At 34.5% G+C, this 13,853-nt stretch carries 13 protein-coding genes; 6 read left to right on the top strand and 7 right to left on the bottom strand.

Annotated features, from left to right (window positions below; translation table 11 throughout):
* Positions 1 to 18: 18 nt before the first annotated feature.
* Both ACFX5F_RS08070 and ACFX5F_RS08065 read right to left on the bottom strand, forming a co-directional pair.
* Entirely contained in the window at positions 19 to 759 is a 741-nt protein-coding gene (locus tag ACFX5F_RS08070) for a class I SAM-dependent DNA methyltransferase (RefSeq protein WP_379851559.1), read from the bottom strand.
* 92 nt (positions 760 to 851) lie between these two features.
* Positions 852 to 3,566: a TonB-dependent receptor gene (locus ACFX5F_RS08065; protein WP_379851558.1), complete on the bottom strand. Its 2,715-nt coding sequence runs from the start codon at positions 3,564 to 3,566 to the stop codon at positions 852 to 854.
* A 223-nt stretch (positions 3,567 to 3,789) separates the two neighbouring features.
* Between ACFX5F_RS08065 and ychF the strand changes: the two genes are divergently transcribed.
* The 6 genes from ychF to ACFX5F_RS08035 all read left to right on the top strand — a co-directional run bounded on the left by ychF (position 3,790) and on the right by ACFX5F_RS08035 (position 11,170).
* On the top strand, positions 3,790 to 4,884 hold the full coding sequence (gene ychF, locus ACFX5F_RS08060) for a redox-regulated ATPase YchF (RefSeq protein ID WP_379851557.1): 1,095 nt from the start codon (positions 3,790 to 3,792) through the stop codon (positions 4,882 to 4,884).
* 321 nt (positions 4,885 to 5,205) lie between these two features.
* Positions 5,206 to 5,736: an NADPH-dependent FMN reductase gene (locus tag ACFX5F_RS08055; RefSeq protein WP_379851556.1), complete on the top strand. Its 531-nt coding sequence runs from the start codon at positions 5,206 to 5,208 to the stop codon at positions 5,734 to 5,736.
* 121 nt (positions 5,737 to 5,857) lie between these two features.
* Positions 5,858 to 7,720: a DNA topoisomerase IV subunit B gene (locus ACFX5F_RS08050; RefSeq protein ID WP_379851555.1), complete on the top strand. Its 1,863-nt coding sequence runs from the start codon at positions 5,858 to 5,860 to the stop codon at positions 7,718 to 7,720.
* A gap of 23 nt (positions 7,721 to 7,743) precedes the next feature.
* A complete protein-coding gene (locus ACFX5F_RS08045) occupies positions 7,744 to 8,151 on the top strand; it encodes a nucleotidyltransferase substrate binding protein (RefSeq protein ID WP_379851554.1) in 408 nt (135 codons plus the stop codon).
* Positions 8,152 to 8,457 (top strand): nucleotidyltransferase domain-containing protein, encoded by a 306-nt coding sequence (locus ACFX5F_RS08040; protein ID WP_379851553.1) that lies wholly within the window; start codon positions 8,152 to 8,154, stop codon positions 8,455 to 8,457.
* 55 nt (positions 8,458 to 8,512) lie between these two features.
* Positions 8,513 to 11,170 carry a DNA gyrase/topoisomerase IV subunit A gene (locus ACFX5F_RS08035; protein WP_379851552.1) on the top strand — a complete coding sequence of 886 codons (2,658 nt, stop codon included), beginning with the start codon at positions 8,513 to 8,515 and terminating at the stop codon, positions 11,168 to 11,170.
* Positions 11,171 to 11,206: 36 nt separating this feature from the next.
* Here ACFX5F_RS08035 and ACFX5F_RS08030 read toward each other — a convergent pair whose 3' ends face one another.
* The 5 genes from ACFX5F_RS08030 to ACFX5F_RS08010 all read right to left on the bottom strand — a co-directional run bounded on the left by ACFX5F_RS08030 (position 11,207) and on the right by ACFX5F_RS08010 (position 13,853).
* Complete coding sequence (locus tag ACFX5F_RS08030; RefSeq protein WP_379851551.1) at positions 11,207 to 11,980, bottom strand: TerC family protein; 774 nt, start codon at positions 11,978 to 11,980, stop codon at positions 11,207 to 11,209.
* Between the two features lie 33 nt (positions 11,981 to 12,013).
* Positions 12,014 to 12,388, bottom strand: a complete 375-nt coding sequence (locus ACFX5F_RS08025; RefSeq protein WP_379851550.1) for a DNA topoisomerase IV — start codon at positions 12,386 to 12,388, stop codon at positions 12,014 to 12,016.
* A gap of 93 nt (positions 12,389 to 12,481) precedes the next feature.
* Positions 12,482 to 13,057 (bottom strand): DUF1572 domain-containing protein, encoded by a 576-nt coding sequence (locus tag ACFX5F_RS08020; protein ID WP_379851549.1) that lies wholly within the window; start codon positions 13,055 to 13,057, stop codon positions 12,482 to 12,484.
* A 2-nt stretch (positions 13,058 to 13,059) separates the two neighbouring features.
* Entirely contained in the window at positions 13,060 to 13,632 is a 573-nt protein-coding gene (locus ACFX5F_RS08015; protein WP_379851548.1) for a pentapeptide repeat-containing protein, read from the bottom strand.
* The gene (locus ACFX5F_RS08010; protein ID WP_379851547.1) at positions 13,632 to 13,853 is read right to left on the bottom strand and encodes a DUF6095 family protein; all 222 of its coding nucleotides are present in this window, start codon (positions 13,851 to 13,853) and stop codon (positions 13,632 to 13,634) included. Before ACFX5F_RS08010 ends, ACFX5F_RS08015 begins: the two co-directional genes overlap by 1 nt.

Here is a 13,853-nt window from a genome sequence, read left to right as displayed (position 1 = left end):
GCAAATTCAGGATCTTCACTATTTTTTGCAGGCCACAATAACGTAGGTGTCGTACGCATATGTTTTTCGATCAATAGTTTTAATTATTTCGAAACCGTTTAAATATAGATACAATTGCATTTCATTTAAAGTAAATACACGAACAGTAGAGAAGTCATCTGCTATTATTTCTTGTTCGTCATCCTTAACGGTATAATATTGGGCAGTCCACTCTAACATGAAATTTTCTGCTGAAGTTGTTTTCCAGTTGCTTTTTCTGTGGTAATTGATTCCTTCATATTTTGCCTGATGAATAATACCAGGATTCTCTTTAATATAAGGGATAAATCGATTGGCATCGATAAAATCAAAAATAAGAATTCCGTTGCTTGTTAGATTTTTATAAATGGATTCAAAAGTATTGTTTATATCGTCATTTGTAATCATATAACTGGTAGAACGACCTGTAATTAGTATCGAATCCACGGGTTTTTCAAGTTGAAAATCCCGCATGTCGCCGTGAATAAAAATGCAGTTTTTATTTCTTTCTTTGGCAATGGCAATCATACTTTCGCTATAATCTAATCCTATATATTCTTGCAGATTTTCTTGGAACCTTTTAGCCAGATTACCTGTTCCACTACCTATTTCCAGAATGGTTTTTCCTTTATTTTCTTGGATTAAAGTATTATAGAAATTATATTCCTCATCATAATCGATGAAGGTTTGATACATTGCATCAAAAATTGCTGCCATTTTTCCGTCATATAGATTTGTCATGATTTTTAGATATACTATAAAATTAAGTAAAAATAGGATATAAAAAAAGGCTGTCATCTGACAGCCCTTTTTCAAATTATTCAATAAATGAATTAGAATTTATAGTTCAAAGATAAATTAAACATAGTTCCTAATTGACTAAAATGAAATCCATCATAACTCATTGTGTTGTAACGACCGTCAAAAGTGATGTTCATATCTTGAGCGTGAAGCAATGCAGGGTTATTTACAATTGCATTTGCAGATGCAGAACCGTCAGATGTTATTTTGTATTTTGGGATTACATTAAAAATGTTATTAACGTTTAAAGCTAAAGATAAGCTTTTTGTTGCATTAAAATTAATACCTAAATCAGTAACCATTTTTGTTTCAAATTCTGTCGACAATCCTGGATCTGAATAATCAGCATTTTTGAATTTTGTTGGTCCAAAAACAGTATTATTCAAAGAGAAATTAAATTTACCAATTTCATAATCTCCTCCAAAAATATATTTGAATTTTGGTCTAGAGGTAAACATTAATGCATCTTGTGTAGCATTGAAGACAGTTTGGTTTCCAGGAAGTGCCGTTACACTTGCAGGGTTTTTTACAGATCCAACTCTTTCGTTCACTAGAGTGTAGTTTCCAGATAAGTTAAGCGCTAATTTTCCAGTTCCCAACATGATATTTCTATATCCAGCAACAAAGTCAAGTCCGGCAGTTCTTGAATCGATTGCATTAACGAAATAAGCTTGCCCGTTTACTAAGTTTCCTAATACAATTCTGTCTTTTACTTTAATGTTATAATAATCTAGAGTAAAGTTGAAATTTTTTGTAGGTTTAAATCCAAATCCTAAAGTTAAATTGTTTGATTTTTCAGCAGTAAGTTTAGGCACTCCAAGAGATCTAGCAGCTGTCGACACATTGCTTATGATTCCCGTAACTGCAATTGCACCTCCAGAAAAAGTTGATTGTGATTTTTCAGTATAAATTTGGTGTAAAGATGGCGCTCTAAATCCAGTAGAAAGCGAACCTCTCAAAGTAAATTTGTCATCAGCAAATTTGTATCTAGAACTTAATTTCCAAACATTTGCAGCTCCAAAATCGCTATAATCTTCATGACGAACAGTACCGTTTACAAGGAAGTCTTCCGTAAAATCAACTGCGATATCTAAGTAAGCACCTAGGTTGTAACGGTTAAATTTTCCTGAGTTAGCAGGGTCATTTCCTTGAAAAGAATCTGCTCCCATACCATCATAAGATTGTTTGTCGCCGGCAATAACTTCAAAATTTTCAGTTCTAAACTCAGTTCCAAAACCAATACTTACTTTGTCTGTTAAAACTTTTGAAATATCGATATTTCCAACAAGGTGGTTGAATGATGTTCCACCAGGACGGAATGTAGTTTGCCCAGTATAAACTTTTGGATCTCGAGCGTAAATAAAAGGTTCTGTAATGAAATCATCTTGTTTCCCATTTCCGTTAGTGTCGGTGTATGATCTGTTTTGAGAATTTGTAACCGTATAAATTTGTTTGTTACCACCAATAGTAACACTGGCATCCGTATTCCAGCCATTTGTCACATTCTTGTAACCCAAAGTTGCATTGTAGTCATTCAGGTCTCCAATAAAAGTTGGAACATAACCTACATAAGAAGCAGGAGTTCCGTTTCCATATAAGCTTGCAAGATATGGCATAGACTCAACAGTTCTCCAATAAGGAGCTCTGTAATTTGCGAATGAATTTACTTTTTTGTAAACGTAAGCCGCATTATAATAAATTTTTGAATTTTCACTTAAGTCGCTTCCACCGTTAACTTCAAATTTAGCGGCTGCTGTTTCTGGAGAACCATTAACGTTTCCTCCGTCTGGTTTTTTAGCCAGAAATGCTTGAGTTGTAGCCAGTGGCACACCCCAATAATCAGATTCGTCTTGTGCGCTTAAAATACCTGGTCTGTTCGCTAATTGAACTTTAGAAAAATCTACAGTATAATTCACAAAACCTTTGTCTCCTACTGTAGAGCCATTGTTGATGCTTATACCGATCATTTCTCCATCACCTTTTCCAGTGATACCTGTCCTTAGTGTTGCAGAACCTCCATTAGTGCTTTTCTTCAAAATAATATTCATTACCCCAGCAATTGCATCAGATCCATATTGAGCAGATGCACCATCGCGAAGAATCTCTACTCTTTCGATAGCGTCTTGAGGTATCGCCGATATATCAGCTCCTGTTTCACCACGTCCCGGAGAGGTTTGTGTGTAAAGCAATGAGCTCATGTTTTTACGTTTACCATTGATAAGAATAAGCGTTCTACTTGGTCCTAAGTTTCTAATTTCATATGGATCAAGCAATGAAGTTGCATCATTTACTGGCGTTTGAACCGTATTAAACGATGGTATTTTATATTGCAATGCTTTATCAAAGGAAGCTTGTCCAGTTGAAGCTAAATCCTTAGCGGATATTACATCAATAGGCAGCGCAGTTGTAGTGTTACTTCGAGGAGCAGTTCTTGTTCCTGTAACCACAATTTCATCTAAGGCTTGTCCGCCTTCTTCAGATAAGACAACATCAATTCTTGTGCTTGTTGCTTGTTTTTCCAATTTAGAAAAACCAACATAACTGAATACCAAAGTGGCTCCGTCTTTAACCTTAATTTTGTATGCGCCATCGATATCTGTTGAGACACCGTTGTTTGTTCCCTTTTCGATAATGTTAACGCCTGGCAGCGCTGAGCCGCTATTATCCTTTACAACGCCCGAGATATCTTTTTGTGCAAAAAGAAACGTGACGTTTAATAGAAATAATAATAATGCAATTTTTTTCATAGTAAGTTGTTTTTTGGTTTTTGTTTGGTTTGAAATCGGGTGCAATATAATTTTTTTTAACAAAACATTAGCAAACACGGTGTTTTTTTTATGCAAAAGTTATTAAAAATGGATTAATCTGTTGATTTTGGTTTTACGGTATTTATTAAATCTTATATTTGCAAACTTTTAAAGTAAACACTAAAACTTTTAACAGGCGACTGTTATTTGAAACAAAAATATCATGAAAGCAGGAATTGTAGGATTACCAAATGTTGGAAAATCAACATTATTCAATTGTTTATCAAATGCAAAGGCGCAAAGTGCTAACTTTCCTTTTTGTACAATCGAACCTAATATAGGTGTAGTTAATGTGCCAGACGCCAGAATCGAAAAATTGGAGGAATTGGTTAAACCGGAACGTGTGCAAATGGCAACCGTAGATATTGTAGATATTGCAGGTTTAGTTAAAGGAGCAAGCAAAGGGGAAGGGCTGGGAAATCAGTTTCTGGGAAATATCAGAGAATGCAATGCAATTATTCACGTTTTGCGTTGTTTTGACAATGATAATATTGTCCACGTTGATGGAAATGTAAACCCAATTCGTGACAAAGAAACCATTGATATCGAGTTGCAGCTGAAAGATTTAGAAAATGTTGAAAAACGTTTAGAAAAAGTAAATCGTGCGGCCAAAACAGGAAATAAAGAAGCACAAACAGAGAAAGCACTTTTAGATCGAATTAGAGAAACGTTACTTCAGGCAAAATCGGCTAGAATAGTTGTTCCTCAAAACAATGACGAAGAGGTTTTGATGGAAGGTTTCCAGTTGATTACGGCAAAACCAGTGTTATATGTTTGTAATGTTGATGAAAATTCAGCCGTTAGCGGAAATAAATATGTTGATCAGGTTCGTGAATTGGTCAAAGACGAAGATGCTGAAGTTATTATTCTTTCGGTAGGAGCTGAAGCTGATATTACGGAATTAGAAAGCTACGAAGAACGTCAGGTTTTTCTGGAAGATATGGGATTGACTGAGCCAGGAGCTTCTGTATTGATACGTGCAGCTTACAAATTATTGAAACAACAAACGTATTTTACTGCAGGAGTTAAAGAAGTTCGTGCTTGGACCATCAATATTGGAGCAACTGCGCCGCAAGCTGCAGGAGTAATTCATACTGATTTCGAAAAAGGATTCATCCGCGCTGAAGTTATTGCTTACGAAGATTTCGTTCATTACGGTTCAGAAGCAAAATGTAAAGAAGCAGGAAAATTCAAGGTAGAAGGAAAAGAATATGTAGTTAAAGATGGTGATGTGATGCATTTTAGATTTAACGTCTAAAAAAAAAGTTATAAAGTCATAAAGTCGAAAGTTAGTAATAGCTTTCGACTTTTTTTGTACCTACTTCCAGCTTTCCACGACAAGATTTTCCCATCAATCTCTTTTTTCTAAGACAAAAAAGGAGCTTCCTTTGGTCGCTCTTTTTCATCAAGAAAAAATGAGATTGATCTGAAAAATGCTTTCCATTTCAATCTGGGGTAAAATCGATCTGGGGAAAATGAAATTTCCTTTTTTTCGTATTAGTTTTCGTAATCTGTGAATCAGTGGCTAATTATTTTGTTGCTATTTTATTTTTACTACTTTTAAGAAAAACTAATGATTATGAAAATTATAGCCTTTGGCGCAAGCCCCAGTGTAAACTCCATCAACAAAAAATTAGCTATTTATGCTGCCAATTTATTTGAAAATGCAGAAGTAGAGGTTTTGGATTTAAACGATTTTCAAATGCCTTTGTTTAGCGTTGATGTTGAAAAAGAAATTGGTCAGCATGAATTGGCAAAAGCATTCCTAGCTAAAATTGCCACAGCAGATATTTTAGTAGTTTCAATGGCGGAAAATAATGGTAATTATTCAGCAGCGTTCAAGAATGTTTTTGATTGGTGCTCCAGAATTACAGCAAAAGTATTTCAGGAAAAACCAATGCTACTTATGGCAACTTCACCTGGAGCAAGAGGAGGAGCAAGTGTTTTAGGAATCGCTAAAAATGCTTTTCCTTTTTACGGCGGGAATATAAAAGCAACTTTTTCGCTACCTAGTTTTGATGCTAATTTTGATGTTGAAAATGGAAAAATTTCAAATCCGGAATTAGATAATTACTTGAAAGAAATTATTAACAATTTTTCAATCGTTTAATTTTCAATCTTTAAATCTTTCAATTTAGGAATGTCAATATCATTCTTGATAACTTTGAAGGTTTACTATTTTAAATTTTATCGAATTACACTACATTAGCACCAAATCCACAAAATTTACAATGTCCGATCAAAATCAATATACCGAAGATAATATTCGGTCACTCGACTGGAAAGAACATATTCGCATGCGTCCCGGAATGTATATCGGGAAATTGGGAGATGGTTCTTCGCCGGATGATGGTATTTATATCCTTTTAAAAGAAGTCCTCGACAACTGTATCGATGAATTTGTCATGGGTGCCGGAAAAACTATCGAGGTAACTATTAAGGATAAAACAGTTACTGTGAGAGATTACGGTCGTGGAATTCCATTGGGAAAGGTCATTGATGTGGTTTCAAAAATGAATACGGGTGGAAAATACGATTCCTTGGCATTTAAGAAATCCGTTGGTTTAAATGGAGTAGGGACAAAAGCGGTAAATGCTTTGTCTAATTATTTCCGTGTAGAATCCGTTCGGGATGAGAAGCAAAAGGCGGCTGAATTTTCGGCAGGAAACTTAGTTCTCGAAGAGGATATTATTGAAACGACTAAACGCAAAGGAACTAAAGTAATTTTTACTCCTGACGAAGCGATTTTCAAAAATTATAAATTCAGATATGAGTATGTAATCAAAATGCTCAAAAATTATTGTTACTTAAACAATGGTTTGACTATTTTATTTAATGGCGAAAAATATTTTTCTGAAAATGGTCTTAAAGATTTATTGGAAGAAACCATTCACGCCGATGATTTGGAATATCCAATCATTCATTTGAAAGGCGATGATATCGAAATTGCCTTGACCCACAGTAAAACACAATACAGCGAAGAATACCATTCCTTCGTAAACGGACAAAATACAACTCAAGGGGGTACTCATTTAGCAGCATACCGTGAAGCGATTGTAAAAACCATTCGGGAGTTTTATAATAAAAGTTTCGAAGCTTCAGATGTTAGAAAATCGATTGTTACCGCGATCAGCATCAAAGTAATGGAACCGGTTTTTGAGTCGCAAACTAAGACCAAATTAGGTTCAACCGATATGGGCTCTGATCCAGGTATGCCATCAGTGCGTACTTTTGTAAATGATTTTGTGAAAACGAAATTAGATAATTATTTACACAAGAATCCTCCAACTGCTGAAGCATTATTGCGTAAAATTCTTCAAGCCGAAAGAGAGCGTAAAGAATTATCCGGTATTCGAAAATTAGCGACAGATCGCGCCAAAAAAGCGAATCTGCACAACAAGAAATTAAGAGATTGTCGTGCCCATCTTCCGGACACTAAAAATCCTAAAAGTTTGGAGAGCACGCTTTTTATTACCGAGGGAGATTCTGCTTCTGGATCCATTACCAAATCACGTGACGTAAATACGCAAGCTGTTTTTAGTTTGCGTGGAAAGCCTTTGAATTCGTATGGAATGAGCAAGAAAATTGTTTATGAAAATGAAGAATTCAATTTGTTGCAGGCTGCATTGGATATTGAAGATGGATTAGAAAAATTGCGCTACAACAATATCGTAATTGCAACCGATGCCGATGTCGATGGAATGCACATTCGATTATTATTGATTACCTTTTTTCTTCAGTTTTTTCCTGAATTGATAAAAGAAGGACATTTATATATTTTGCAAACACCCCTTTTCAGGGTTCGAAATAAGAAAGAAACAATATATTGCTACTCTGATGAAGAGCGTAAAGCAGCAATAGAAAAACTAAAACCAAAACCGGAAATCACCCGATTTAAAGGATTGGGAGAAATTTCTCCGGATGAGTTCAAAAATTTCATTGGAGAAACCATTCGTTTAGATCCGATTATGATGGATAAAAATACTTCTATTGAACAATTATTGTCTTTCTATATGGGTAAAAATACACCAGACAGACAAGAATTTATCATCAAGAATTTGAAGGTGGAATTAGATGTGATCGAGAAGGTTTAACAATTAAACTTTAAAAAACAGATATGGAAAACCAAGATATTCGTTGGAAACAGAGGTTTCAACATTTTACAGGAGCTTACGAACAATTAAAAAACGCTTTTGAAATATATAAAACAAGAGAGTTAACTATATTGGAAAATCAAGGTGTTATTCAGGCATTCGAAGTTACGCAGGAACTTTCGTGGAAAGTGATGAAGGATTTTCTAGAATATCAAGGATATGATGAAATTTACGGGAGTAAAAATGCCGTTCGATTAGCTTTTAATGTTAAGATAATTAAAAGTGGTGAAGTATGGATGGATATGATAAAATCACGGAATTTAATGTCCCATACTTATGATGAAGATGAAATGCTAAGAATAATAAAAATAATTTTTGATGATTATATTGAAGAATTTGAAAATTTTAAAGTAACAATGTTAGCTGTATAAATGTTTGGAATAACTCAAAATACAATCAATGAATTGAACAATATTTTCGATAAATATGAAAATATTGAAAAAGTAATTATTTTTGGTTCAAGAGCAAAAGGTAATTTTAGAGAAGGCTCGGATATTGATTTGACTTTAATAGGAGATATTGAAAGAAAAGATTTGATGAAAATTAAAGACGAAATAGAGGAGAGTTATATCCCTTATTTATTTGATATTTCAATTTATAATCAATTAAATTCCGAAAGTTTAAAAGACCACATTAACCGAGTAGGCAAAATTTTTTATCAAAAGAACTTCAAATAGGGTTGAGGTTTTTGTTATTCAAAAAACATTCAACTATAAGTTTTAAACAAAATAAATGGACGAAGAAGAAGAAAACATAATTCCCGAAGATATAAACGAAGGTAAACAATCCCAAGGACAGCATTTTTACGATAATCAAGAAGACGAAAACGATACTATTACCAAAGTTACGGGAATGTATAAAGATTGGTTTCTGGATTATGCTTCCTATGTAATTCTGGAGCGCGCAGTTCCTGCAATTGAGGACGGTTTCAAACCTGTTCAGCGCAGAATTATGCACTCTTTAAAGGAATTAGATGACGGTCGTTATAACAAAGTAGCCAATGTTGTTGGGCACACTATGCAGTATCATCCTCACGGAGATCAGAGTATTGGTGACGCTATGGTGCAAATTGGCCAGAAAGAATTACTGATTGACTGTCAGGGAAACTGGGGAAATATTCTAACGGGTGATGGTGCCGCGGCTTCTCGTTACATTGAAGCGCGTCTGTCAAAATTTGCTTTAGAGGTTTTATATTCTCCAAAGATTACCGATTGGGGCGTTTCTTACGATGGTCGTCGTGCAGAGCCGAATAACCTACCTGTAAAATTCCCATTATTATTAGCTTCTGGTGCTGAAGGGATTGCCGTTGGACTTTCAACAAAAGTGTTACCACATAATTTTAATGAACTGATTGATTCATCCATTAAAATCCTAAAAGGAAAACCATTTACCTTATATCCTGATTTTTTGACACAGGGTATTGCTGATGTGTCTAATTATAATGATGGATTGCGCGGTGGGCGTGTGCGTGTGCGTGCAAAAATTGGTCAGTTAGATAAAAATACATTGGTGATTACCCAAATTCCGTTTTCTACAAATACTACGACTTTGATTGACAGTATTCTGAAAGCGAATGATAAAGGGAAAATCAAAATCAAAAAAATTGAGGACAATACTGCTGCGGAGGTTGAGATATTAATTCACCTTTTTCCGGGTGTTTCTCCAGACAAAACGATTGATGCATTGTTTGCTTTCACAGCTTGCGAAACTTCGGTAGCGCCATTGGGTTGTGTGATTGAAGACAATAAACCGCTGTTTATTGGGGTTTCTGCGATGTTGAAAATTTCAACGAACAGAACGGTTCAATTGTTAAAAAGCGAACTGGAAATTCAGTTGAGCGAATTGGAGGAGCAATGGCATTTTCTTTCGTTGGAACGTATTTTTATCGAAAATAAAATTTATCGTGACATTGAAGAACAAACGACGAGAGAAGGCGTACTCAAAGCGGTAGATGATGGTTTGAAACCACATACGAAACACTTAAAACGTGCTGTTACCGAAGAGGATATTCTGCGTTTATTGGATATTCGAATCATGCGTATTTCCAAGTTTGACAGTAACAAAGCACAAGATAAAATTGAATCGTTGGAAGGGGATATTGAACAAGTAAAACACAATTTAGAAAATCTGATTGATTTTGCGATCGCCTATTTCACTAGATTAAAAGAGAAGTATGGAAAAGGGCGGGAACGTCTAACGGAGCTTCGTATTTTTGATGATATCGAAGCAACGAAAGTAGTTTTAAGAAATACTAAATTATACGTAAATAAAGAAGAAGGTTTCGTTGGTACAAGTTTGAAAAAAGACGAGTATGTTACGGATTGTTCTGATATTGATGATGTAATCGTGTTTCTTCGTGACGGTAAAATGATGATTACAAAAGTAGATGCCAAAACCTTTGTGGGTAAAGACATTATTCATATTGCTATTTTTGACAAAAGTGATAAGCGAACGATTTATAACATGATTTACCGTGACGGAAAATCCGGTCCTTCCTATATAAAACGTTTCAATGTTTCGGGCGTGACGCGTGACAAAGCGTATGATTTAACCAATGAAACTGCAGGTTCACAAGTGTTGTATTTCTCTTGTAATCCAAATGGGGAAGCAGAAGTAATCACGATTATGTTACGTCAGGTAGGAAGTGTCAAAAAGCTGAAATTCGATATTGATTTTGCCAGTTTAGCCATTAAAGGCCGAGCTTCCAAAGGAAATTTGGTAACTAAATATCCAATAAAAAAAATAGAGTTAAAAGAAAAAGGTATATCGACTTTATTGCCTAGAAAAGTATGGTTTGATGACACCGTTCAACGATTAAACGTAGACGGAAGAGGGGATTTGTTAGGTGAATTCAGGCCTAGCGATAAAATTCTGGTCGTGTCGCAATCCGGAAAAATAAAAGTGATTACACCCGAATTATCCACCCATTTTGATGAAGATATGGTAGTTTTAGAGAAATGGGTTCCTAAAAAACCGATTTCGGCAATTTATTATGACGGTGATAAAGAGCGCTATTATATAAAGCGTTTCTTGGTTGAAATTGAAAATAAAGAGGAAAGTTTTATTACTGAGCATTCAAACTCAAGGCTAGAAATTGTATCAACAGATTATCGCCCTGTGGCTGAATTGGTTTTCGCAAAAGTCAAAGGCGTTCAAAAAGAAAACATGACTGTAGATATCAAGTCTTTTATCGCTTTAAAAGGATTTAAGGCACTTGGGAATCAATTGACAACGGATAAATTGAAGCAAGTGAATCTTTTGGAATCCTTGCCTTACGAAATCCCAGAGGAGATTATTGCTGAAGAATTGGAAGTGAAAGGAGAAACTGACGCTGATGATGCGGATATCCAACTGGAAGATGATGGGCAGATAACGTTAACTTTAGAATAAAAAAAAACTTCCGCAATTGCGGAAGTTTTTTTTTTCTTACTTTTTCTTTTTTGTCATTTTCATATTCAGCACTTCGACTAAAAGAGAGAATGAAATGGCAAAATATAAATATCCTTTTGGTACCGGTGTAACGTGGTTTCCAAAGATCAAGGCATCAGATAAATGAGCACTTTCTGTAAGTAACATGAATCCAATTAATATCAAAAACGATAAACCCAATATTTGAATAGATGGATGTTTATTTACAAAATTCCCGACAGGTACAGCAAATTGCATCATTATCAATACCGAAATAACCACTGCAGTTATCATTATGTAAATAGCACCTTCGACTCCGTTTGTCATTCCTACCGCTGTAAGAATACTGTCAAAAGAGAAAACTAAATCAATCATAATAATTTGTAGTAAGACATTTTGAAATGATTTTGTTGCTACCTTACCTAATTCTTTTTCTTCATGTCCTTTCTCGTCGACTTTCTCCCTAATTTCATTCGTACTCTTGTAAATTAAGAATAATCCTCCACCAAGTAAAATAAGACTCTGGCCTGTAACTCCAGCCGAAAACCAACTGAAATCGATGTGAAACCAAGGTTCCTTCATTTGAATTAAAAGATTAATACCAAATAAAAGTCCAATTCTCATAAACATGGCAAGGAACATTCCAACTTTGGTTGCTTTTTTTCGTTGCTCAATTGGTAATTTTCCGGTGGCAATCGATATAAAAATAATATTGTCGATTCCCAATACGATCTCTAGAAACGTTAATGTTAACAAGGCGACCCACGCATCGGGATTTAAAAATACTTCCATTTTATTAAGTTATGAATTATGAATCTGAAAAGTTTAATCTGAAATCTTGGTAACAATACCTTTTTGTTTTGTGTCTAAACCGACCATTCCAAATTCAAAGGTATAAGAATTTTTTGAGGTTGTCAAAATTTTCATATCGATTGCTTTTTCTTCTGCTTTATTTTTAGGATGTATTTTGCGCAAAATATATTCGCAATCATTTACCCATCGTATCGAAGCAGTATCTGTTTTACCGTCAAAAGTTTCGATTTCGATACTGTCATTACGTTCAAAAAAAGTTGTTTTTTTGATGCCATTTACTTTGTATTCAAATTTGAATTTCCCAGTTTTAAATGCGGCGCAGTTGCGCTCCACATTATAACATGATAATAGTAGAAATAGTGGGAGGAGAAGTATTATTTTTTTCATTTTTTTTTGGAGCTATTTCCTGCTATCCGTTTCAATCTTTTTTTTGTTCCTCAAAAAAGGATTTTCACTTCTATCAGGGCTAGTTTATAATAGTTATTTTAATCGTTTTAATTCTTCATCAGTAAAATTTTTGAGGCTTTTTTCTTGAGAAAATTTATCAGCATTATAACTGTTGGATTTATTTTTTGGAATCGACAAACTTTCCCAATCGCTTTTTTTCAGTTGTTTCGCATAAAATACAATTTGTCCAACATGATACGGATAATGGGCCAGTTGTCTGTTGATGGCTTCTATAACAGAATGTCCTTCATTTCTAATATATATAATCTGAGAAAGTTGCTCGGGTTGAAATCCGTTTAAAGCAGTAAACAAACATTCCCAGGCTTTGTTCCAAAGTGCTAAAACTTCTTCTTTTGACTGCAAATCATTTTCGAATTCCGCATCTCGATTGCGCCATTCTTTTTCGCCATCTGTAGTCAGAAAATCAGTCCATCTGGAACGCATATTTCCTGCAAGATGTTTTACAATAGTGGCAATGCTATTTGTATCGTCATTTACAGCGAAAAAAAGTTGCTCTGGTTCTAGTTGGTCAATAGCTTTTTCTCCCAAAGTTTTATAATAGAGAAATTGCTTTTTTACACTTTCGAGATATTGATTATTGATTTCCATGATTAGAGGATTTTAATATCATATTTGTCTAAAAGTCCCGGAATTCCTTCTGTCGAAAACTTGGCTTTTTTCATGGGATTGAATTCGGGATCAATTTTATAGTTGTATGCGGTTGTAAAATCGACTTCCTTGAGTTGGGTTTCATTGAAAACAGCATTGTCTAAATTACAATTTTCAAGTACCGAATTCGAAAGAGTCGCACCTGTAAAATTAACTTCTTTCATAGAACAGGAATTGAATTTTGTCTTTGGCATCTTTTTATTGGCAAAAGAGGAATAATCCAAAACACAATCCTGAAAATAAACGCTAAATAAGAAATCAGTACAAGTGTTAAAATGGATTCCCAGCAATTTACAATTTTTAAAACTAACCGTTTTCAAGCTTGTTCCTGCTAAATTAGTCATGGCCAAATTACAATCGATGAACTCGCAATCCATAAAAGTGTTATTTGAAAAATCACTATTGGAGAAATCACAATTCTTGAAAATACAATCCTCAAATTCTCTATAACTTATTTTCTTGCCGATATAAATAATTTTTTCAAATGTTTTTTGAATGTGAATCAAATCTTCCATTAGTCGTTAAATAAGCTTTTCATAATTGTTTTTAATCCTAAATACATCAGAAACATGGCAGCAAGGCAAGCAATGATTCCGATTGCTAAAACCAAATAATGCCACGCATTTTGTTGATTCATAAACGCATTATAAATCAATGATGGACCTATAAATAGTAGGGGCAAAGCTCCCGCTAAATATCTGATTCCTTTGGATAGTAGTTCTTTGTTAGTTGCCAT

Source organism: Flavobacterium zhoui, from assembly GCF_042787235.1.
GTDB lineage: Bacteria > Bacteroidota > Bacteroidia > Flavobacteriales > Flavobacteriaceae > Flavobacterium > Flavobacterium zhoui.
This window is presented reverse-complemented; position numbering and strand designations above follow the sequence as displayed.